Source organism: Xanthobacter sp. YC-JY1, assembly GCF_021730305.1.
Classification (GTDB): domain Bacteria; phylum Pseudomonadota; class Alphaproteobacteria; order Rhizobiales; family Xanthobacteraceae; genus Xanthobacter; species Xanthobacter flavus.
On record NZ_CP032674.1, the window covers coordinates 4,047,301 to 4,068,848 of the forward strand.

Below are 21,548 nucleotides of genomic sequence, written 5' to 3' on the forward strand. Positions count from 1 at the left end.
ACAAGCGGGAGCGTTTCTTGGCCGTCGTCCTTCCGTTCGAGCCCAACGAGCCGTCGCTCGAGGCGCTGGTCGCCTTGGTGAAGGCGGACATGGAGCGCGTCAACACCGTCATCCTGGCGCGGACCGGCTCCGACGTGGCCATGATTCCCGAGGTGGCGAACCACCTCATCTCCTCCGGCGGCAAGCGTCTGCGGCCCATGCTGACGCTGGCCTGCGCCGCGCTGGCCGGCTATCGGGGCGAAGGCCATGTGAAGCTCGCCGCCTCCGTGGAGTTCATGCACACCGCCACCCTCCTCCACGACGACGTGGTGGACGAGAGCGACATGCGCCGCGGCAAGCTCGCCGCCCGCAAGCTATGGGGCAACGAGGCGAGCGTGCTGGTGGGCGACTTCCTGCTCGGCCAGGCGTTCAAGATGATGGTGGAGGTGGGCTCCATGACCTGCCTCGACATCCTCTCCACCGCCGCCTGCGTCATCGCCGAGGGCGAGGTGATGCAGCTCGCCGCCGCCAAGAACACCGCCACGTCCGAGGACGACTATCTCGCCGTCATCCGTGGCAAGACCGCCGAGCTGTTCGCCGCCGCCTGCGAGGTGGGGGCCGTTCTTGCCCAGCGGCCGAAGGCCGAGCAGGCCGCTTGCCGCTCCTACGGCATGAATCTCGGCATCGCCTTCCAGCTGGTGGACGATGCGCTCGACTATGGTGGCTCCCAGGCCAAGCTCGGCAAGAATGTGGGCGACGATTTTCGGGAGGGGAAGATCACCCTGCCGGTACTGCTCGCCTTCCGTCGCGGCGACGAGAAGGAACGGGCCTTCTGGCAGAGGTGCCTGGAAAACAGCGAGGCGAGCCACGCGGACCTCGATCAGGCCATCGGCCTGATGACCAAGCATCGCGCCATCGCCGACACGGTGGAGCGCGCCCGCCATTACGGCGCCATCGCCAAGGACGCCCTCGCGCTCTTTCCCGCCGGCCCCGCCAAGGCGGCGCTGATGGAGGCCGTGGACTTCTGCCTTTCGCGCGCCCACTGAGGCACGGACCATAGACGCGAAAAGGCCGGCTCCTGGCGGAGCCGGCCTTTTTGTTGGGGCCTTAAGATCAGGCGATGGCGGTGCGACGGCCCGGGATGAGCGCGGCGGGCTTCACCGCGAAGGCGCCTTCGCCGGCCAGCGCCAGCACGATCTGGCCCACAACGAGGAAGGCGGGATATTCCCAGCCGCCGCCGGGCGCGGAGAAGACCCAGCCGTTGGGCAGGTGATAGCTGAGCGCGCCGAGCATCATCGGGATCAGCAGGATGGCCACCTGCCGGGCATAGACGCCGCCGATAAGCAGCAGGCCGCCGACGATTTCCACGGCGATGAAGGGGATGGCGAGGGCGCCGGGCACGCCCATCTTGCTGGACAGGAAGCCGGCAAAGCCGGGGACGGTGAAGACGAAGATCTTCATCAGGCCGTGCGAGAGCCACATGATGCCGAGCGCGAGGCGCAGGATGAAGAGGCCGTAGGGGGCGGTGCGGGTGTCAACCATGGGAGTGAACTCCGGTTTGAGGTGGCACCACATCTAGCTTTCGCTTCGGCGCACGGCCATACTCACCAAAACCAGATCACGTTTGCATTCACGCAAAGCACTTTTCTGAGGGTCGCCGCTCCATGATCCCGTGGGACGATTTCCGCCTGGTCCGGGCCATTGCCGAGACCGGCTCCCTGGCCGGCGCCGCCGAACAGCTGGCGGTCAACCACTCCACCGTCTTCCGCCGGCTCGGCACGCTCGAGCAGCAATTGGGCGCCCGGCTGTTCGAGCGGGCGCGGGCGGGCTATGTGCCGACCCCCATGGGCGAGGAGATGGTGCGCCTCGCCGAGCACATGGCGGACGAGGTGCTGGCGGTGGAGCGCCGCATCACGGGACAGGACCTGCGCCCCTCCGGCGAACTGCGCGTGACCACCAACGATACGCTGTTGGTGCACATGCTCACGCCCATCTTCGCCTCGTTCCGCGCGGCCTATCCGGAGATTCGCCTCGACGTGGTGATCTCCAACCAGTCGCTCAGCCTGTCGAAGCGCGACGCCGACGTCGCCATCCGCGCCAGCGACCGGCCGGGCGACACGCTGGTGGGGCGGCGCATGGCTTCCATCGCCTGGGGCATCTATGGCAGCGCCACGCAGGACATATCCGGCCCGCTCGACCCGGCGGACCTGCGGCGTCACGACTGGATCGGCTTCTCCGACAATCTCGGCGCCATCAAGCCCGCCAAATGGCTGCGCGAGCGGGTGGGCGAGGAGAAGATCATCTATCGGGTGAATACCGTGCTCGGCCTTGCAGAGGCGGCGGCAGCGGGCATCGGACTGGCGCTGCTGCCCTGCTTCATCGCCGCGGTCACGCCCGGCCTCGTCCAGCTGATGGGACGGCAGAGCGAGCTGGAATCAGGGCTGTGGCTGCTCACCCATCCCGACATCAAGGCCACCGCGCGCGTGCGGACCTTCATGGAGCATGCGGGCCGGGAGATCGGCAAGCTCAGGGGGCGGATCGAAGGCATCGAGGACCAGCCCGCGGCGGCCGCGGGCTGACGGGCAACGCTCAGTCCGCGGAAGCTTCCGTGGTGCGCTTGGACTTGGAGCGGCGCGAGGCCACCTGCTGGCCGTCGCCGCTGGTGCCGACGAATTCGCACCACATGGTCTGGATGCCTGAGAGCGAGCCCCGGAAGGAGTTCTGCCCGGTCTTCACCAGATCGAAGCAGGGCTCGAAGGTCATGCCCTTCACGAAGCCGCAGACATTCTCGCCGCGCACGCGCAGCGTGTTGGGCGGCAGACGCACAAAGCGCGGCGGCGCGTCGCGCAGGGTGATCATGCCGGCGACGGAGCCGTCGGCATAGACGCGCCCGGCGCCCTTGGAACCCTCGAAGCACGTGAACGAGAAGGTGCGGCCGACCACGAACTCGCGGGCCTGATCGGCGGAGAGCTGCTGGGCGGCGGCGGGCGCCGACGCCAAGGCGGCCGGAAGGAGTGCGGCAAAGCCCAAGGCCGCGACGACAATGCTGCGCATGGCTTGTTCGCGATTATCCGTTTGATCTTTGTTCACGTTGCGCAGACACCACCGGTTATTGTCAAGAGCAGGAACAGCTAGCGAACACCGGTGCCGTGCGCACGATGCCGAATCTTCCGGCACCGTGCTCTGAGAGTCGCGCTCATACGGTTACCGGCCGATGAACAGGACGTTCCCTTATGGGCAGATTGATGGCCGCGGAGGCAAAGGACAGCGCGACGGAGAGCCACCACAGCCAATCGTAGCTCTTGGTCGCCTCGTAGATCTCGCCGCCGAGATAGACGCCGAGGAAGCCGCCCACCTGATGGGAGAAGAAGGCGAAGCCATAGAGCATGGCCATGTAGCGCGTGCCGAACATGAGCATCACGAGGCCCGAGGTCGGCGGCACGGTGGAGAGCCACAGGAAGCCCATGGCGGCGCCGAACACGTAGCAGCTCGTGGCCGTGATCGGCGACATCACGAACACCGCGATGGCGATGCCCCGCCCGGCATAGATGACCGACAGCAGCACCTTGCGCGACATGCGGTTGGACAGGTAGCCGGCAGTCAGCGAGCCGAGGATGTTGAATAGTCCGATCAGCGCCAGCGTGTAGGCGCCCACCGACAGGCTCATGCCCTTGTCCACCAGGAAGGCCGGCATGTGCACGGTGACGAAGGCGAGCTGGAAGCCGCAGGTGAAGAAACCGAGCACCAGCAGCACGTAGCTCGGATGCCTCAGCGCCTCGCTCAGCGCCGCGCCGATGGTCTGCTGCGGCGCCTGCGCGACGCTGGCCGCGGACGGTGCCGCCGCGCGGGTGGACAGCGCCAGCGAGAAGGGCAGCACGATGAGCAGCGAGGCGCCGAACACGAGCAGGGTCTCATGCCAGCCGATGGTGTCCATCAGCCCGCGTGTCAGCGGCGGGAACAGGAACTGGCCGAACGATCCGGCCGCGGTGGCGAGGCCGAAGCCGATGGACTTCCACTCGTTCGGCAGGAGCTTGCCGAAGGCCGCGAGCACGAGGTTGAACGAGGCGGCGGAGAGGCCGAAGCCGATGAGAACGCCAGCGGACAGGTGCAGCAGGCCGGGCGTCGTCGCATAGGCCATCAGCGCGAGGCCGGCGGCATAGATCAGCGCGCCGCAGCACAGCACCCGTACCGTGCCGAAGCGATCAGCCAGCGCGCCCGCAAAGGGCGAGCCCACGCCCCATAGAAGGTTCTGGATGGCGACGGCGAAGCCGAACACGTCGCGGCCCCAGCCGAACTCCTGCGACATGGGCAGCAGGAACAGCCCGAAGACGGAGCGCGGCCCGAAGGTCAGCAGCGCCACCGCCGAGCCGGCGATGAGGATGAGGATGGCAGGAACGGCGGCGCCGCTCCGGCCGGAAGCCGCAGGCGGGGAGGACGGGGCGGACATGGGGGTCGTCTCGCGTTGGGGGATGCACCCAGGCGGTGCATGTTGGCCCCATTCTACGAGCAGGCCTCGTCCTTTGGAAAATCAATAATCGTCAACGGGTCCATGAGCCACTCTCATGGATCGGCCGCAGGCTACCTCCGAGACAAACGCAAAAGCGGGGCAGCCGCAGCCGCCCCGCTTTGTCTGCTGAAGCCCCTCAGGTCAGCCGCGACGCGGGCCATCCGCATTGGGGCCGCCGTGCGGGCCATTATGCCAGCCGCCCCCCATGCCGCGGAACTGCTGGTGCAGCACCATGTTCAGGCGCTGCTTCTGCGCCGTGTCGAGGGTCTTGTAGAGCGGGTCAGCCGCATCGGCGATCTTGCGCAGGTCGGCGGCGCGGGCGTCCATGCGGTCGGCGGCGGAGCGCATCCGGGCGATGGGATCGACGGGCGTGCCGGCCTGGCGCGCCTCGCGGGCGGCCTTGCGGTCAGCGGCCATCTGCTCGCGGCGCTGGGCCGCCTCCTTCGCCACGGACTTCAGCGTCTGCTCCACGCCCGGCCACAGCTTCTCCTGGTCAGGCGTGAGCTTCAGCGCGGTCTTGAGGGCGACGATGCGGGCGTCGGTGAGGATGGCGCGATCCTCGGCGGTCGGCTGCCAGCGGTGCGGCGCATCCCCCGCGGCAGGGGTGTTCGCGGCATAGGTGGCCGCGGAACCGGCGATCAGCGCAGCGGCGGTTGCGGCGAAAAGAGCGCGTTTCATTTCGTGGGCCCTCCTTCAGGGACGAAGGAAGCATCGTCCCCAAACCCACGTCCGGCAACTTAAACTTCGGTAATAGACATCTTGATACAACTTGTTGCAAATAGATTTTTCGTGTGACCCCACCCCCAACAATACCCGAATTTCGCCACGACTTTCAGGCAACTCCGTCCTGTTCGGCAAGTACTTTGGTTTCCAGGCTCGAAACTCCTTCCGTAGTCCGGGAATATCCGCGCCGTTCCATTTCGCAGCGCCATGCGCCGGGTCCGCCGGAGATCCGGTAGAGACAATAGCCGCCGGCACCGCGCTCATCCTGCGGCCCGGCCGAGGCGGAGGGCACGCCCACCACGGGGATGCGGCCGGCCGCTGACGGGATGTAACCCAGGGAAGCGCGATGGTCGTGCCCATGCAGCACCAGCTCGGCCCCTGCCTGTGCGAGAACCGCCCTCACCTCCTCCGCATCGCGCAGGTCGCGGTGGAAGGGGCGCTCGCCGACGGGCGGATGATGGATCATCACCACCCGGAACAGCCCCTCCGCCTTCAGCCGCTCCAGCAGCGCGGACAGCCGGCCGAGCTGCGCCCGCCCCGCCTTGCCGCTGGCGAGGAACACGGCCGTGGGGATCGCGGTCGAGACGCCCACGATCGCCACCTCGCCCCGCCGCCGGACGTAGGGGAAGGAATCCACGTCCACCGGCGTGTGAGGATGGCTGTCGTCTCCGGCGAGGAAGGGCGCCCAATGCTCCAGATGATAGTGCATGGCCGAGCGCACATAGGCGTCATGGTTGCCCGGCACGACGCTCACCTTGTCGGGCTCCCCGAGGGAGGCAAGGAAGGTGGCGCCGGTGTCGAACTCGGCCGGCAGGCTCACATTCACGAGGTCGCCGGTGACGCAGATGTGGTCCGGCTGCTGGGCGAGGAGGTCTTCCGTGAGCGGCGCCAGCGTGGATGCGCCGAAATTGCGCCGCCGCGCGCCGATCCAGTTCATCATCCCGAAGAAGCGCTTGCCCAGAAGCTCGGAGATGCGCGCCTCCGGGATGGGGCCGAGATGCGGGTCGGAAAGGTGGGCGATCACGGGCATGGGCGGGACCTTGGTGCGGCGAGACGTGCGGCGGGAACGCGGCGCTTATAGCAGATCGCGCCGCACCCGCCGCGGTTCCCTGTTTGCGATGCGGCAAGGCGCACCGGCTGCGCCGGGTTGATGTTGCCGAAGCCATCCCGCACGCTGCATGCTGCAATGCATCGATGTCCTCAGGCCAATCGCGAGTGAAGTCCGTGCGTCACGTTTTCGTCCTCCTTCTGCTTGCGCTCGCGCTTTCCCCTGCCCTCCTGCGGCAGGCTCATGCCTCCCAGGTGGCGGTGCGCGGAACCGAGATCCTGGTGGACGGCAAGCCCTTCATCCCCCTCGGCGCCAGCGGCGAGACGCGCTTTCCCGATCTGAAGGCGCTGGGCGCCAACACCATCCGCACCTACGGGCAGGAGCCGGGCGAGATACTGGACGCGGCGCAGCGGGCGGGGCTCAAGGTGATCGTCGGCTTCTGGCTCGCCCATCCCCGCCTCGGCTTCAACTACGCCGACCGGGGGGCGGTGACGGCGCAGCTGGAGGCCCTGCGCCACATGGTGGAGCGCTATCGCACCCATCCGGCACTGCTCATGTGGGGCATCGGCAACGAGGTGGAGGTCGAGCTGTCGCCGGAGGAGGCGCAAGCCGTGTGGCCGGCCATCCAGGAGGCCGCGCGGCTGGTGAAGACGCTGGACAGCCAGCACCCGACCATGGCGGTGCTCGCCGAAGTGGGACAGGACAAGGCCGCCATCCTGAAGCGCAACGCGCCGGACATCGACGTGCTCGGCATCAACGGCTATGGCGACGGCCTGCTCACCACCGCCGGCCGGGCGCGGGCGCAGGGCTGGACCGGCCCCATCATCCTCACCGAGCTCGGCGCGCAGGGCCATTGGGACGCCCCGAAGGCGGCGTGGGGCGCGCCCATGGAGCCGACCTCCTCGGAGAAGGCGACCCGCGTGCGGCGCTATCTGATGGGGGCGAAGCAGGCGGGCGTCGGCGCCATGCCCTTTTTGTGGGGGCAGAAGCAGGAGGTCACGCCCTCCTGGTATTCGCTGCTGCTGCCCACCGGCGAATGGACCGAAACGGTGGAGGTGATGGCCGATTTGTGGGGCGGGAAGGTGCCCGGCGGCCCCAACCGGGCGCCGCGCATCCTCGCCCTCTCCCTCGTCGGACCCTCCCGATTCTCCACCGACGGACAGACCCTGGTGCGCCTCTCCGCCACCGATCCCGATGGCGACCCGCTGAAGGCCGAATGGCAGATCATGACGGAGACCACTGCCCGCAGCGTCGGCGGCGATCCCGAGCCGGTGCCGCCGAGCTTTCCCGAGGGCCTGCACGATCCCGCCCCCACCGGCGTGCGCATCTTCGGCCTGCCGCCCGGGCGCTACCGCGTGTTCGTCACCCTGCGCGACGGGCGCGGCGCGGCGGCCACCGGCAACATCCCTTTCGAGATTCAGTAGCGTTTTTCATCACGCCTTTTCAGCACAGCATTTTCCGGAGGATTTCATGCCCAGGATCGACCGTCTTCTGGTGGGAGAGGCCCTGGTGGGCGACGGCAACGAGGTGGCGCACATCGACCTCATCATGGGGCCGCGCGGCTCTTCCGCCGAGATCGCCTTCGTCAACGCCCTCACCAACAACAAGGACGGCTTCACCGGCTTACTCGCCGTGGTCGAACCCAACCTGATGGTGAAGCCCGCCACCGTCCTCTTCAACAAGGTGACCATCAAGGATGCCCGGCAGGCGGTGCAGATGTTCGGGCCGGCGCAATATGCCGTCGCCAAAGCGGTGGCGGATTGCGTGGCGGACGGCACCATTCCCGTGGAGGAGGCCGACGACATCTTCATCTGCGTGGGGGTGTTCATCCACTGGGATGCCAGCGACGATGCGCGCATCCAGGCCTTCAACCACGAGGCCACTCGCCTCGCCATCTCGCGGGCGATCAGCGGAACGCCGAGCCCGGTGGAGGCCATGACGCGCCGTGAAACGGCGCGTCATCCCTTGGCCGTAGATTAACCGCGCCGCGAAACGGCGCGTCATCCCCTGGCAGTAGACTGACCGCGGGACGCGCTATTGCGCGCCGTCCCCGCTCTCATTCGACAGATCGAGGGAGAGGCCACGCGCAAACCAAGCGCCGGTGCCGGCGATCGCGGCGCCGGCCATGAAGGCCAGACCGGGCCAGTGCGCTGCGGCGAGGCAGAGCCCCACCAGCAGGCCCGAGAACGAGCAGGCCATGGCCACGATCATGACCGAGGCACGCTCCCGCGCACCTGCGTCCCGAGCCGCCATGCTTTGCGCGGCCAGCTGGCTGTGTGCTGTCAACTGCCCCAGAGGGCCCCCCGCAGGGCCCGCAGAGGGCGGGCGCGACCGACCCTTCGCTTGAAATGCCACGATGTTCCTCCCGCGCCGCCGACTGTCCGGCGGTCATTTGGACTGAGAGTAAAGCAGAAAAGCTTCACCTCTTCATCAGGCGGAGACGATGCTGGCTAAATTTTTCTTGCCTCAGCCTCATTGCACTGCAGCGAAGGGCCAAGCTGTGCCCGAAAAACGAGCACCAGCCCCCCCGCGGCCAGCACGATGGCCGCCAGCGCCATGAAGCCGACGTCGAAGCGGCCGGTCGCCTCCCGCACGAAACCAACGAGATAGGGACCGGCGAAGCCGCCGAGATTGCCCACCGAGTTGATGAGTGCGATGCCGGCCGCCGCCGCCGTGCCGCGCAGGAATTGCGGCGGCACCGACCAGAACGGCCCGAGCGCCGCATAGATGCCCATGGAAGCAAGCGAGATGGCGGCGATGGCCGCCATGTGCGTGGGCGCGACCACGCTGGCGGCGAGCCCCGCCGCTGCCGCGATGGCCGGGACCGCCACATGCAGCACCCGTTCGCCGCGCCGGTCGCTGTGCTGGCCCACGGCGAGCATGGCGAGGGCGCTCAGCGCATAGGGGATGATGAGGATCAGCCCCACCTCGTGGGTGGAATAGCCCATGGCGCGCACGATCTGCGGCAGCCACAGGCCGATGCCGTAGAGCCCCACCACGAGGCCGAGATAGACGAGGCAGAGCACGACGACCCGCGTGTCCTTCAAGGCCGGCAGCCAGGACTCGTGCGTGCCGGCGGGATGGGCGGCCTGGTGCGCCGCATCATGGGAGAGATGGTCGGCCTCGAGCCGCGCGGCGATGGCCGCCTTCTCCTCGGCCGTCAGCCAGCGGGCCTTCTCGGGGCCATCGGGCAGCATGGCGAGCACCACGAGGCCGAGCGCCACCGCCGGCAGGCCCTCGATGATGAACAGCCACTGCCAGCCGGCGAGGCCGAGCAGGCCGTGCGTGTCGAGAATCCAGGCCGACAAGGGCGCCCCGAGCGCGCTGGAGATCGGCACCGCCGCCATGAACAGCGCCACGTAGCGCGCCCGCACCGAAAGCGGGAACCAGTAGCCGAGATAGAGGATCATGCCCGGCAGGAAGCCGGCCTCGGCGGCGCCGAGCAGGAAGCGGGCGATGAAGAAGCCGGTCGCGCCCGTCACGAAGGCGGTCGCCGCCGAGATCAGGCCCCAGGTGACCATGATGCGGCAGATCCACAGCCGCGCGCCGACCTTCTGCATCACCAGGTTGCTCGGCACCTCGAACAGGAAATAGCCGAGGAAGAAGATGCCGGCGCCCCAGCCATAGACCTCCGGCGAGAAGCCGAGGTCGGCATTCATGGTCAGCGCCGCGAACCCGACATTCACGCGGTCGAGGAAGCTGACCACATAGAGCACCATCATCAGCGGGATCAGCCGCCGGACCGCCTTGGCGAAGGCGCGCGCCTCCACCGTCTGCCTCTCCGCCACCACGCACCCCTCCCCCGTCGTTGCGCGGTTTGTGGCGGCGGGCGGGACGGGCGTCAACCGCCCGCAGGCCGGGCGGCCCCTTGCGCCCGTTTGACTTTCGTCATGTTGACGTCGGCCTCCGGGTGCAATGTGGATCAAAGGTCGCAACGCATGAGGGCGCGCGCATGTTTTCGCTGAAGGGCCAGAAGGCGCTGGTGGTGGGGGTGGCGAACGACCAGTCCATCGCCTGGGGCTGCGCGAAGGCATTTCGCGAGCAGGGTGCCGACGTTGCCGTGACCTATCTCAACGCGCGGGCCGAGGCGCATGTGCGGCCGCTCGCCGAATCCATCGGCTCCGAGATCATCCTGCCGCTCGACGTGAGCATCCCCGGCCAGCTCGAAGCGGTGTTCGACGAGATCACGGCGCGCTGGGGCCGGCTGGATACCCTGCTGCACTCCATCGCCTTCTGCCCGAAGGAGGATCTGCACGGCCGCGTGGTCGACTGTTCGGCTGAAGGCTTTGCCAAGGCCATGGACGTCTCGGTCCATTCCTTCCTACGCATGATCCACCTTGCCGAGCCGCTCATGGGCGCCGGCGGCACCTGCATGACCGTGTCCTTCTACGGCGCCGAGAAGGTCGTCGAGCACTACAACATCATGGGGCCGGTGAAATCGGCGCTCGAATCGGTGGTGCGCTATGCCGCTGCGGAACTCGGCGAGAAGCGCATCTCCGTCCACGCCCTTTCGCCCGGCCCGCTGAAGACCCGCGCCGCCTCCGGCATCGCCGATTTCGACGAACTGCTGAACGAGGCCGCCGAGCGCGCACCGACTCATCTCCTCGCGTCCATCGAGGATGTGGGCGCCTTCGCCGCCTTCCTCGCGAGCCGCGAGGCCGCCAATGTCACCGGCGGCGTCCACCAGATCGACGGCGGCTACAGCATCATCGGCTGAAAGACGCCCGCCATGACGTTGGGGAGCGCTTCCCTCCGGCGGAAGAGCGCACTACCGTTCCCCTCGCGGGCCCCACCCGCCACGGCCGGACATCAACGATCCGGCCGGAGACAACCGGCGATGGCCGGACGGAGGAACGCTCCTGCGCATCGGCCTGCTTGACGGGCACGCGCGTGCGCACATCTTCGCCCGGCTTCCGCAAGGAAGGAGAGCGACCCCATGAATCTCGCAGCCAAGCTCCGGGCCCGCGCGGCCGAGGGGCGCCCGGTGCGCGTCGGCCTCATCGGTGCCGGCAAGTTCGGCTCCATGTTCCTGTCGCAGGTGCGCACCACCGTGGGCATGCACCTCATGGGCATCGCCGATCTCTCCGCCGCCCGGGCGAAGGATGCCCTCGCCAACACCGGTTGGCCGGTGGACGACGCCCTCGCGACCGATTTCGACGACGCGCGCCGCACCGGCCGCACCGTCATCACCGAGGATGCCGAGGCGCTCATCAAGGCGGACGGCATCGAGGTGATCGTGGACGCCACCGGCAGCCCGGCAGCGGGGCTCAGGCACGCGCTCCTCGCCATCGCCGAGCGCCGCCACATCGTGATGGTGACGGTGGAGGCGGACGTGCTGGCCGGCCCCCTCGTCGCCCGCAAGGCGGCCGAGGCCGGCGTCGTCTATGCCGCCGCCTATGGCGACCAGCCGGCGCTGGTGTGCGAGATGGTGGATTGGGCGCAGACCTGCGGTTTCCAGGTGGTGGCCGCCGGCAAGGGCACGAAGTATCTGCCCGCCTACCACGCCTCCACGCCCGACGACGTGTGGCGCAATATCGGCCTCACCCCCGAGCAGGCGGCCATCGGCGGAATGAACCCGCAGATGTTCAACTCGTTCGTGGACGGCACGAAATCCTCCATCGAGATGGCCGCCATCTCCAACGCCACCGGCCTCAAGGCGCCACGCGACGGGCTTCTCTTCCCGCCCTGCGGCGTGGACGACCTGCCGACCATCCTGCGCCCCCGCGACGCCGGCGGGCTGCTGGAGGAGGCCGGGCAGGTGGAAGTGGTCTCCAGCCTGGAGCGGGACGGCCGCCCGGTGTTCCGCGACCTGCGCTGGGGCGTCTATGTGGTGATCCAGGCCGATCCCTCGGCGCGTGGCGACTATGCCCGCCGCTGCTTCCGCGAATACGGCATGGCCACCGACCCGAGCGGCCGCTACACGGCGCTTTACCGGCCCTACCACATGATCGGGCTGGAACTCGGCATCAGCGTCGCCGCCGCGGCCCTGCGCAACGAGGCGACCGGCACGCCCATCGGCTTCTTCTCCGACGCCGTGGCGGTGGCGAAGAAGGACCTTTCCCCCGGCGAGATGCTGGATGGCGAGGGCGGCTACACTGTGTGGGGCCGCATCATGCGGGCGGAGGATTCCCTGGCTCGCGGCGCCCTGCCCATCGGCCTCGCCCACAAGGTGCGCCTCACCCGCCCCATCGCCCGCGGCGAGGTGGTCGGCTGGGCGGATGTGGAGATCGGCGACAACGATACCGTGCGCCTGCGCCGGGAGATGGAGCGCCAGTTCGCCGCCCCCGCCTCCCGCTCCGCAGCGGCCTGAGAGGCGCTTCGGCGCCGGACGCCGGTGGACGTTGACCGTCCGCCGGCGCGGCGCGAGGCCGCACCGGAATGGCCCGCCTGCGGCGAATGGGATTATTGATCCAGATCAAATGTCCGGTGAAGGTCCGGGCTCCTCCCGCAGCGCGGGATGAACCTCGGTACATTTCACCGGACCCTGCCCCATGCGAACCGCCGCGCGCGCCGTGCTTCACGTCCCCCTCTTCGGCTGGCTTCTCCGCGATGCCATCTACGGCCTGCCCGACGCGAAGTACTTCTTCATCGCGAACCTGATTTTCGCCTTTGGTTATCTCACCTATTTCTTCGGCTATGCCTTCATCATCATCTACGCGCTGACGGCCACGGCGCTCGCCCTGACCGCGCTCATCATTCTCACCGCGTCCGATCTCCTCGCCACCATGGCCAAGCGCAAGGCAGCCCGGCTGGCGCGGGGCCGGTAAGGCCAGAGAATGGCTCCCACCGCCCCGGCGCACGACGTCGGGGCGGAACACGGGCCGCGGCCAGAAACCGGCCGCGGCTGGAAGGGTGCCCCCTCAGAACTGGTACGTCACCCGCGTGTTGAACGAGCGGCCCATGCCGGCCACCGGGAAGCCCCACGCCGCCGACGTGCCCATCATCGACGACACCTGGTAGTTCACCAGGTTCGCGCCGCCGAGGGGCAGGTTGTAGTTGGTGTCCAGAATGTTCTCGACACCAAAGTCGAAGCGGAACTGCTGCCACTGGTAGCTGGTGCGGTAGTTGAGCAGCGCGTAGGCCGAGGTCTCAAGTTCGTTGCGCACCTGGCTCACGAGCACCTTGGCCGCGACCATCTGCAGTTCGAGGCTGTTGGTCCAGTTGCCGAGCTTGTGGTCGACCGCGATGACGCCGTTGAGCGGCATCATGTGGTAGAGGTTCACGCCGTCGGTGCGCTGGCCCTGCACGAAGTTGAGGTTGCCGCGGAACACGCCCTGCCCCCACGTGAGGTCGTTCCACAACTCCATCTTGCCATCGATGTTCACGCCATAGAGCCACGCATCGTGGTTGGCGAACTGCAGGAAGACGAAGTCGTTGGTGACGTAGGGATTGTTGGGCTTCGACGCGAGGCAGCCCGCCAGCAGGCAACGGTCCGCGTCGATATAGTTCACCACATAGCTGTAATAGGGCGAGACGCGCAGTTCCCAGGCGTTGCGCACCGGGTCGTGCCAGGTGGCGGTGAAGCTCGCCGTGTGGGCCGCCTCCGGCTCCAGATTGAGATTGCCCACATAGCCGTTGCCGTCGCCGAACCAGCCGATCATGTCCATGGCCATGGGGTTGGTGGACCAGGCATAGCGCTCGTAGAAATTCGGCGAGCGGGTCTTTCTGGCGAGGCCGAATTCGTAGGTGCTGGCGGCGTTGGCGTCGTAACGCAGGATGGCCGAGGCATCGACGTTGAAGTCGGTGCGGGCGTGGCTCTGGGCGTTGAACAGCGCAGCGTCGGCGCCGTACATCATCTGGTTGTAGCCCTCCACGTCGCCGGTGTTCATCCAGACCACGTCGTTGCGCACGCCCAGCACTGCGGTCCAGCGGTCGTCGATTCGCCGCTCCCACTCGCCATAGATGCCGGCGCGCAGCTTCTGGCCGTTGTTGATGCTCTGGAAGGTATCCGGTCCCATCATCATGGAGCCGGCGACGGGCGGCCACCAATCATCGAGGGTGTTGTAGTAGAGTTCATTGCCGATCCGCAGCGTATCGCGGGCAGAGAGTGCCATCGTGCCCTTCAGCGAGTAGCCGATGTCGGTCGCCTTCGTGTCCATGGGCATGTCGCCGGTCTTGTCCGGCGCGATGAAGCCCATGGTGTGGCGGATCTGGTTGGCGAAGACATTGCCTTCCAGCTGGCCCCAGTCGAACTCGCCGAGATAGCGGCCGAAGGCGTTGATGCTCTTGTTCTCCACGAGGTCCATATACTGGTTGGGGTAGCCCTCGTAGGGGATGAACTGGCCGCCGATTCCCACCGTGAAGAGCTGGTCGGCGATCTTCTTCGAGATGGTCAGCGCGTGGTTCTGGGTCTCGTACAAGGTGGACTTGATGGTGGTGCCGTCGCCCGCCACATAGTCGCTCGCCTTGGCCCAGCCGCCGGTATAGGTCACGCTGGTGTCGGCATTGGAGACGGTGGCCGTGGCGTCCACGCCGTAGCTGTTGTTGTTGCTCCGATAATAGCCGGAGATGCTGCCCGAGACGGTGAGCTGCTCGCCCTCGGTGAACTTCGGGGGCGCCACCGTCACGTTCACCCGCGCGCCCGTATAGTCGCCGCCGACGCTCACCGGCGCAGTGGCCGTATAGACCTTCACGTTGGCGATCATCGCCGGATTGACGAAAGAGAAGGGCGGATTCATCTGGTTCGGGCAGGCGATGCCGAACAGCATCCCGTTGACCGCGACCTGGACCCGGTCCGCCCCCATGCCGTTCACCGCCGGCAGGCTGGAGACACCGCCCGCGCCCCAGGACGCGCCGCCGGGAATGCGGTTGAGGAGCGAGCCCGAATCGCTGGTCCACAGCGTCGCCGCCTGCGCCTCGCTGCCGGAGATGAGCGCGATGTCCGCCGGGGAGAAATTGCCCGAATCCGACCCCGGTGCGCCGGATGCCGTCGCCGCCGGCGTGGTGGCCCGCACGGTCACGGGCGGCAGCTCGGTGGCCGGCTGCGGGCTGGTCTGCGCCATAGCAGGCGCGACGAATGCCGGCACCAGGACAAGCGCGAGCGCGGACGGCGCAAACAGAGCGGTGCTGCGCGCGAAGCTGCCGCGCAGCCGGGACAGGGTCCCGGCGGGGAGAACGGGGGATGGCATTTGCGTGTCCTCGCGCTCGAAGGCCGGCGGCAAGAGGCGCGGCAGAGCGGAATTGTTTTTGGGTAGGGTAGACCTTGGCCGCGCCGACGCGGACCTGTCCGCTTGCCTTGCAAGCTGACCGGTCGAAGCATTCCCTGTGTTGAAACGGGAGAACGCACGGGCCGTGGGACAGCGCGCCCGGCCCCGCACCGCGTCAGCGGCGAGACCGGACGACTTCAGGCCGCCGCGGGAGGTGCACGCGCCCGGAAGGCGCTCAGGACATGGGTGCGAAGCGGTGCGGAGGGCGCGCCGAAATCGAGCCGGAGCGCGCCGGTGAGCGGCGCGACGTCCGGCACAGGCGGCGGTGGCGGCAGAGCGGGCAGGTCGGCCCGCGCGAGACAGGCCTGGCACTGGCGATGCTGCGCCGGGGCGCCGTCATGCCCGCCATCCGAGCCTGTCGTGCCGGCGGAGACCGCACTCAGGCACAGGTCCGGATCCATCCCGATGGGAACGGATCCGAGCGCGAAGCCCGAAAGGACGACCTGGAGAAGGAGGACATAGGCGACAGCCCAGCCGGCAACACGCGCCGCAACCCGACCCGCGGCCCTTTCGGCCGCGCGTCGCGCGAATGCGTTAATGCCCCTGCGTCCAGCCATGTGCCGCTCCCGCCACAGGAGTACCATTCCTCACGGGAACGTGTAACGGCGGAAATGGGCTGCCGCCCCTGCGGAAGGGCGCCCTGACGCACGGTCCGTTAACACTGTTGCAAACTTGCCGCAGATTTCGGCCTGTCGGGGGCGCCACGGCGTCCCCGTCGAGGTTTCCCCTGCTCAGACGCGGCTGCTCATGGTCAGCAGCTCGTAGCGGGCCACGGTGTCGCCATCCTGGTTGAACACCTCCGCATCCCAGCGCACCTCGCCGTATTCCGGCTTGCGGGCGGGCTGCTTGTTCTTGACCGTTAGCCGCACGCGGATGGCATCCCCCGGCGAGACTGGCTTCAGGAAGCGCAGCGAGTCGAGCCCGTAATTGGCGAGCAGCGGCCCCGGCGCCGGATCGACGAACAGGCCCGCCGCGAACGACAGGATGAGGTAGCCGTGCGCGACGCGGCCGGGGAAGAAGGGGTTCGCCTTCGCCGCTTCCTCGTCCATGTGGGCATAGAAGGTGTCGCCGGTGAAATGGGCGAAATGCTCGATGTCGTCCAGCGTGATGGTGCGCGACGCCGTCTCCACCGTGTCGCCCACGCTGAGGGCATCGAACTTGCGCTTGAAGGGATGCTCCGGCGTCACCGGCGCGGGGGCGCCCGAGAGCCAGGTGCGCGTCAGGGCCGACAGGCGGGCGGGCGAGCCCTCGATGGCGGTGCGCTGCATGTAGTGGAACACGCCGCGCAGGCCACCCATCTCCTCGCCGCCACCGGCACGGCCGGGGCCGCCATGGACGAGGCCGGGGAGCGGCGAGCCGTGGCCGGTGGATTCCTTGGCGCAGTCGCGGTCAATCAGCACGAGGCGGCCATGATGGGCGGCGATGCCGAACACCAGCTCCTCCGCCACCGCAGGATCATAGGTGTAGACCGAGGCGACGAGGCTGCCCTCGCCCTTGGCCACCAGCGCCAGTGCATCGGCGATGGCCTCGTAGCCCATCACCGTCGCCACCGGCCCGAACGCTTCCACCTCGTGCGGCGCCTTGGCCTTGAGGGGTTCGGCGCAGCGCAGCAGCACCGGTGCCATGAAGGCGCCGGTGGCGGCATCCGCGCCCACGGGCTCGACCTTTTCAGGATCGCCGAACACGATCTCCGCCTCGGCCGCGATCTCCCGCACCGCCTCCTGCGTGGCGGTGCGCTGGGCGCGGCTGGCGAGCGGGCCCATGCGCACGTCCTCGCGGCGCGGGTCGCCCACGGCGATGGCCGCGAGGCGCGTGGAGAGAGCCGCGATCACAGCGTTCTCCTGCGCTTTCGGTACGATGATGCGGCGGATGGCGGTGCACTTCTGGCCCGCCTTCACCGTCATCTCGCGCACCACCTCGGCGATGAAGAGGTCGAACTCCGGCGTGCCCTCCACGGCATCCGGGCCGAGCACGGCGGCATTGAGCGAGTCCCGCTCGGCGATGAAACGCACCGCGTTGCGCGAGACCGCCGGATGGTCGCGCAGCGCCTGCGAAGTCGCGGCAGAGCCGGTGAAGGAGAGCACGTCCTGCCCGGTGAGATGATCGAGCAGGTCACCCGCCGATCCCGCGACGAACTGCAGCGCGCCCGCCGGCAGGATGTTCGCCTCGATGATGAGCTTCACCACGGCCTCGGCCACATAGGCGGTGGCGGTGGCCGGCTTGGTGATGACGGGCATGCCCGCGAGGATGGCCGGGGCCAGCTTCTCCAGCATGCCCCAGCAGGGGAAGTTGAAGGCGTTCACGTGCACCGCGACGCCGTGGAGCGGGGTGAGCACATGGAGACCGATGAAGGTGCCGTTCTTCGACAGGGCCTCCGGCGCGCCTTCCACCACGAAGCGCTCGCCCGGCAGTTCGCGCCGCCCGCGGGAGGCGTAGGCGTAGAGCGTGCCGATGCCGCCGTCGATATCGAAGAAATTATCCCGCTTGGTTGCGCCGGTGTCGGCGGCGAGCGCGTAGAGCGCATCCTTGTGGGCGGTGAGATGGGCACCGAGGGCTTTGAGCATGTCGGCGCGCTGATGGAAAGTGAGACGCCGCAGCGCCGGCCCGCCCACGTCGCGGGCATGGCGCACCATGGCAGCGAAATCGAGCCCACGGGTGGAGGCACGCGCCACCACGCGCCCGTCGATGGCGCTCGGAATGTCCACCAGCCCGGCCTCGGGGGTGAACCAGCGGTCGAGGGCGTAGCTGTCGAGGATCTTGGTCACTTATTCCCTCCCTTGGGAGCGCCGGCCTTGTGCCAGTCTGTAAATGTCTTGCCCTCGCGCACGAGCTGGACGAGGAGCGGTGCGGGGTCGGAGCCGGCGCCGCCGGTGGCGTGGGCGGCTTCGATTTCGGTGAGGATGGTGGCGAGGCCGAGGGCGTCGGCGGCGTGCATGGGGCCGCCCTTGAGGCGCGGAAAGCCGTAGCCGTTGACGAAGGCGAGGTCGATGTCGGAGGGCCGCAGCGCGATGCCCTCGGCCAGTTCCTTCGCGCCCTCATTGGCCGTCACGGCCAGAAGCCGAAGCTGGATCTCCTCCGGCGTGAAGGATCGCGGCTGGATCCCCTTGGCGGCGCGGGCCTGCGCGATGATCTGCGTGACGGCAGGGTCTGGAGCACGGTTGCCGTTTGCATCATAGGCGTACCAGCCGCCATTGGTCTTGCGCCCCAGCCGACCCGCCTCGACCAGAGCATCGGCGATGGCGACGTAGCGCTCGTTCGGGTCGCGCGTCGCCGCCCGGCGCTTCCTCATGGCATAGGCGATGTCGAGGCCGGACATGTCCGACACCGCGAAGATGCCCATGGCGAAGCCGAAGGCCTCCAGCGCCGCATCCACCTGTTCGGGGCTGGCCCCGTCCTCCACCAGATATTCCGCGTGGCGGCGGTACACCGCATAGATGCGGTTGCCGATGAAACCGTCGCAATTGCCCGCAACCACCGGCTGCTTGCCCATCTTCTTCGCCAGCGCGAGGGCGGTCGCCAGAACGTCCGGCGCGGTATGGGTCGCCTTCACCACCTCCAGCAGCTTCATGATGTTGGCGGGGGCGAAGAAGTGCAGGCCCACCACGTCCTCAGGCCGGGAGGTGGCGGCGGCGATGGCGTCGAGGTCGAGATAGGAGGTGTTGGTGGCGAGCACCGCACCCGGCTTCGCAATCCGGTCGAGGCGGCCGAAGATGTCGGTCTTCACCGCCATGTCCTCGAAGGCGGCTTCGACGATGAGGTCGACATCGGCCAGGGCCGCATAGTCGCAGGCCGGGGTGAGGCGGGCGAGGCGCTCAGCCTTCCGGGCCTCGTCGATACGGCCGCTCTTCACCTGCCGGGCATAGAGGGCATCAATGCGCGCGACGCCGGCCGCAGCGGCCTCCGCATCGCGCTCCACCAGAGTCACGGGATATCCGGCGTCCAGCAGCGCCACGGCAATGCCCGCGCCCATGGTGCCGGCGCCGATGACGGCAGTGGATGACACGGACCGCGCCTTGGCGCCTTCCAGCCCCGGCACCTTCACCGCCTCGCGCTCGGCAAGGAAGAGGTGGCGCAGGGCCTTGGCTTCCGGGCTCTCGCGCAAGCTAAGGAAGGCGGCGCGCTCGGTGGCGAGGCCGGAGGCGAAGTCGCCATCCTTCGACGCGGTGATGACGCGGATGGCCTCGGCGATGGCCGGCACGCCCTTCGCCCCCTTCAGCGCCTTGGCCGCTGCCGCGTCCTCCCCGACCGGATCGCCGGCGGGGACCGGCAGGGCCGAGAGCCGGCGCTTTGAAACCGACGGCGCACGGGCGATGGCTTCGGCGAGGAGATCGCCCTCCACCACCGCATCGACAAGGCCCAGGGCCAGCGCCTCGCCGGCCTTCAGCACCCGGCCCTCGCACACCAGAGCGATGGCCTGCGCCACCCCGACCAGCCGCACCAGCCGCTGGGTTCCCCCCGCGCCGGGGATGATGCCGAGCCGGGTCTCGGTGAGCCCCACCAGCGCCTTGGCCGACCCAATCCGCAGATCGCAGGCCAGCGCGATCTCGCAGCCACCGCCCAAAGCCGCGCCGTCCAGCGCCGCGACCACCGGCTTGGTGCAGGCATCGATCGCGCCCACCACCTCCGGCAAAAACGGCTCATCGGGCGGCAGCGCCATCTCCTTGAGGTCCGCCCCCGCGATGAACCGCCCCGGCCCGCCGCTCAGCACGAGCGCCGACACCGACGCATCCGCCTCCAGCCCCCGCACCGCATCCAACAGCCCCTGCCGCACGCCACGCGACAGCGCGTTCACCGGCGCATGGTCGATGTGAACCACCGCGACAGCGCCGTGGCGGGTGATCGTGAGGGGGGAAACCTGCGCGTCCACCGCTCAGACCCGCTCGATGAGGGCGGCGATGCCCTGGCCCACACCGATGCACATGGTGGCGACCGCCCGCTTGCCGCCACGGACTTCCAGCGCGCTGACCGCCGTCATGGCGAGGCGCGCGCCGGACATGCCGAGGGGATGGCCAAGCGCGATGGCCCCGCCATGCGGGTTCACGCGCTCCGCATCATCCGGCAGGCCGAGCTGGCGCAGTACCGCCAGCGCCTGCGAGGCGAAAGCTTCATTGAGTTCGATGAGGTCGATATCGGAGAGGGACAGGCCGTTCTTCTCCAGAAGCTTGCGCGTGGCCGGCGCCGGGCCGATGCCCATGATCCGCGGCGGCACGCCGGCCTGCACCACGGAAATGACGCGGGCGCGCGGCGTGAGGCCGTACTTTTTCGCCGCCGCTTCCGAGGCGAGGATGAGCGCGCCGGCGCCATCGTTGACGCCGGAGGCATTGCCCGCCGTCACCGAGCCGCCCTCCTTGCGGAAGGGAGTCTTCAGCGCGGCCAGTTGCTCCAAGGTCGTATCGCCGCGCGGGTGCTCGTCGCGCTCCACCAACACCGAGGACTTCCTGCCCTTCACCTCGATGGGCGCGATCTCGCGAGCGAAGAAACCCGCCTCCTGCGCTGCCTTTGCCCGCTGCTGGGAACGCCAGGCGAACAGATCCTGATCGGCGCGGGAAATAGCGAAGTCGGCGGCGACGTTCTCGCCGGTCTCCGGCATGGAATCGACGCCGTACTGCGCCTTCATCAGCGGGTTGATGAAGCGCCAGCCGATCGTGGTGTCGTAAATCTCCGCCTGCCGCGAGAAGGCCTCCGTGGCCTTGCCCTGCACGAAGGGCGCGCGGGTCATGCTCTCCACGCCGCCGGCAATGATGAGGTCGGCATCGCCGGTCATGATGGCACGGGCGCCGATGCCGACCGCATCAAGGCCGGACCCGCACAGCCGGTTCACAGTGGTGCCCGGAGCGCTCACCGGCAGGCCGGCGAGGAGGGCCGCCATGCGGGCGACGTCGCGATTGTCCTCGCCCGCCTGATTGGCGCAGCCGAGGATCACGTCGTCCACCGCCTCCCAGTCCACGCCGGGATTGCGGTCCTTGAGCACGCGGATGGGATGGGCGGCGAGGTCGTCCGCCCGCACGTCCTTGAGAGCGCCGGCATAGCGGCCGATGGGGGTGCGCGCGAAGTCGCAGATGAAGGCGTCAGCCATGATGATCTC

Annotated in this window: 19 protein-coding genes; 7 read left to right on the plus strand and 12 right to left on the minus strand. The window is 68.5% G+C overall.

Annotated elements, in window-relative coordinates:
• Positions 1–17: 17 nt before the first annotated feature.
• Positions 18–1,025: a polyprenyl synthetase family protein gene (locus tag D7006_RS18955; protein ID WP_237354141.1), complete on the plus strand. Its 1,008-nt coding sequence runs from the start codon at positions 18–20 to the stop codon at positions 1,023–1,025.
• Positions 1,026–1,092: 67 nt separating this feature from the next.
• Here D7006_RS18955 and D7006_RS18960 read toward each other — a convergent pair whose 3' ends face one another.
• On the minus strand, positions 1,093–1,521 hold the full coding sequence (locus D7006_RS18960) for a DoxX family protein (RefSeq protein WP_229645687.1): 429 nt from the start codon (positions 1,519–1,521) through the stop codon (positions 1,093–1,095).
• A gap of 122 nt (positions 1,522–1,643) precedes the next feature.
• Here D7006_RS18960 and D7006_RS18965 point away from each other — a divergent pair, with 122 nt between their 5' ends.
• Positions 1,644–2,558, plus strand: a complete 915-nt coding sequence (locus D7006_RS18965) for a LysR family transcriptional regulator (RefSeq protein WP_237354142.1) — start codon at positions 1,644–1,646, stop codon at positions 2,556–2,558.
• A 10-nt stretch (positions 2,559–2,568) separates the two neighbouring features.
• Here the strand turns inward: D7006_RS18965 and D7006_RS18970 are convergent, their stop codons facing one another.
• The 4 genes from D7006_RS18970 to D7006_RS18985 all read right to left on the minus strand — a co-directional run bounded on the left by D7006_RS18970 (position 2,569) and on the right by D7006_RS18985 (position 6,239).
• The gene (locus tag D7006_RS18970) at positions 2,569–3,033 is read right to left on the minus strand and encodes a hypothetical protein (protein ID WP_229645685.1); all 465 of its coding nucleotides are present in this window, start codon (positions 3,031–3,033) and stop codon (positions 2,569–2,571) included.
• 142 nt (positions 3,034–3,175) lie between these two features.
• Entirely contained in the window at positions 3,176–4,426 is a 1,251-nt protein-coding gene (locus tag D7006_RS18975; RefSeq protein ID WP_237354143.1) for an MFS transporter, read from the minus strand.
• 201 nt (positions 4,427–4,627) lie between these two features.
• Positions 4,628–5,164, minus strand: coding sequence for a Spy/CpxP family protein refolding chaperone (locus D7006_RS18980; RefSeq protein ID WP_237354144.1), 537 nt, complete (start codon positions 5,162–5,164; stop codon positions 4,628–4,630).
• 154 nt (positions 5,165–5,318) lie between these two features.
• Positions 5,319–6,239 (minus strand): metallophosphoesterase, encoded by a 921-nt coding sequence (locus D7006_RS18985; RefSeq protein WP_237354145.1) that lies wholly within the window; start codon positions 6,237–6,239, stop codon positions 5,319–5,321.
• A gap of 194 nt (positions 6,240–6,433) precedes the next feature.
• Between D7006_RS18985 and D7006_RS18990 the strand changes: the two genes are divergently transcribed.
• A complete protein-coding gene (locus D7006_RS18990) occupies positions 6,434–7,681 on the plus strand; it encodes a glycoside hydrolase family 2 TIM barrel-domain containing protein (protein WP_237354146.1) in 1,248 nt (415 codons plus the stop codon).
• A 46-nt stretch (positions 7,682–7,727) separates the two neighbouring features.
• Positions 7,728–8,237 carry a formaldehyde-activating enzyme gene (gene fae, locus D7006_RS18995; RefSeq protein ID WP_237354147.1) on the plus strand — a complete coding sequence of 170 codons (510 nt, stop codon included), beginning with the start codon at positions 7,728–7,730 and terminating at the stop codon, positions 8,235–8,237.
• Between the two features lie 54 nt (positions 8,238–8,291).
• On the opposite strand, the gene D7006_RS19000 is transcribed toward fae, so the two are convergent.
• Together D7006_RS19000 and D7006_RS19005 are read right to left on the minus strand one after the other, a co-directional pair.
• Positions 8,292–8,468 carry a hypothetical protein gene (locus D7006_RS19000; protein ID WP_156026234.1) on the minus strand — a complete coding sequence of 59 codons (177 nt, stop codon included), beginning with the start codon at positions 8,466–8,468 and terminating at the stop codon, positions 8,292–8,294.
• A gap of 239 nt (positions 8,469–8,707) precedes the next feature.
• Positions 8,708–10,045, minus strand: coding sequence for an MFS transporter (locus D7006_RS19005; RefSeq protein WP_237354148.1), 1,338 nt, complete (start codon positions 10,043–10,045; stop codon positions 8,708–8,710).
• A 164-nt stretch (positions 10,046–10,209) separates the two neighbouring features.
• Between D7006_RS19005 and fabI the strand changes: the two genes are divergently transcribed.
• The 3 genes from fabI to D7006_RS19020 all read left to right on the plus strand — a co-directional run bounded on the left by fabI (position 10,210) and on the right by D7006_RS19020 (position 13,024).
• Positions 10,210–10,974, plus strand: a complete 765-nt coding sequence (fabI, locus tag D7006_RS19010) for an enoyl-ACP reductase FabI (RefSeq protein ID WP_237354149.1) — start codon at positions 10,210–10,212, stop codon at positions 10,972–10,974.
• 219 nt (positions 10,975–11,193) lie between these two features.
• Positions 11,194–12,567, plus strand: a complete 1,374-nt coding sequence (locus D7006_RS19015) for an NAD(P)H-dependent oxidoreductase (protein ID WP_237354150.1) — start codon at positions 11,194–11,196, stop codon at positions 12,565–12,567.
• A gap of 181 nt (positions 12,568–12,748) precedes the next feature.
• Entirely contained in the window at positions 12,749–13,024 is a 276-nt protein-coding gene (locus D7006_RS19020) for a hypothetical protein (protein ID WP_237354151.1), read from the plus strand.
• A gap of 93 nt (positions 13,025–13,117) precedes the next feature.
• Here the strand turns inward: D7006_RS19020 and D7006_RS19025 are convergent, their stop codons facing one another.
• The 5 genes from D7006_RS19025 to pcaF all read right to left on the minus strand — a co-directional run bounded on the left by D7006_RS19025 (position 13,118) and on the right by pcaF (position 21,539).
• Positions 13,118–15,385 (minus strand): TonB-dependent receptor, encoded by a 2,268-nt coding sequence (locus D7006_RS19025; protein WP_237354152.1) that lies wholly within the window; start codon positions 15,383–15,385, stop codon positions 13,118–13,120.
• A gap of 215 nt (positions 15,386–15,600) precedes the next feature.
• Positions 15,601–16,020 (minus strand): hypothetical protein, encoded by a 420-nt coding sequence (locus D7006_RS19030; protein WP_169124115.1) that lies wholly within the window; start codon positions 16,018–16,020, stop codon positions 15,601–15,603.
• A gap of 174 nt (positions 16,021–16,194) precedes the next feature.
• Entirely contained in the window at positions 16,195–18,228 is a 2,034-nt protein-coding gene (gene paaZ, locus D7006_RS19035; RefSeq protein WP_237354153.1) for a phenylacetic acid degradation bifunctional protein PaaZ, read from the minus strand.
• On the minus strand, positions 18,225–20,330 hold the full coding sequence (locus D7006_RS19040; RefSeq protein WP_237354154.1) for a 3-hydroxyacyl-CoA dehydrogenase NAD-binding domain-containing protein: 2,106 nt from the start codon (positions 20,328–20,330) through the stop codon (positions 18,225–18,227). Before D7006_RS19040 ends, paaZ begins: the two co-directional genes overlap by 4 nt.
• A gap of 3 nt (positions 20,331–20,333) precedes the next feature.
• On the minus strand, positions 20,334–21,539 hold the full coding sequence (pcaF, locus tag D7006_RS19045) for a 3-oxoadipyl-CoA thiolase (protein ID WP_237354155.1): 1,206 nt from the start codon (positions 21,537–21,539) through the stop codon (positions 20,334–20,336).
• Positions 21,540–21,548: the final 9 nt, after the last annotated feature.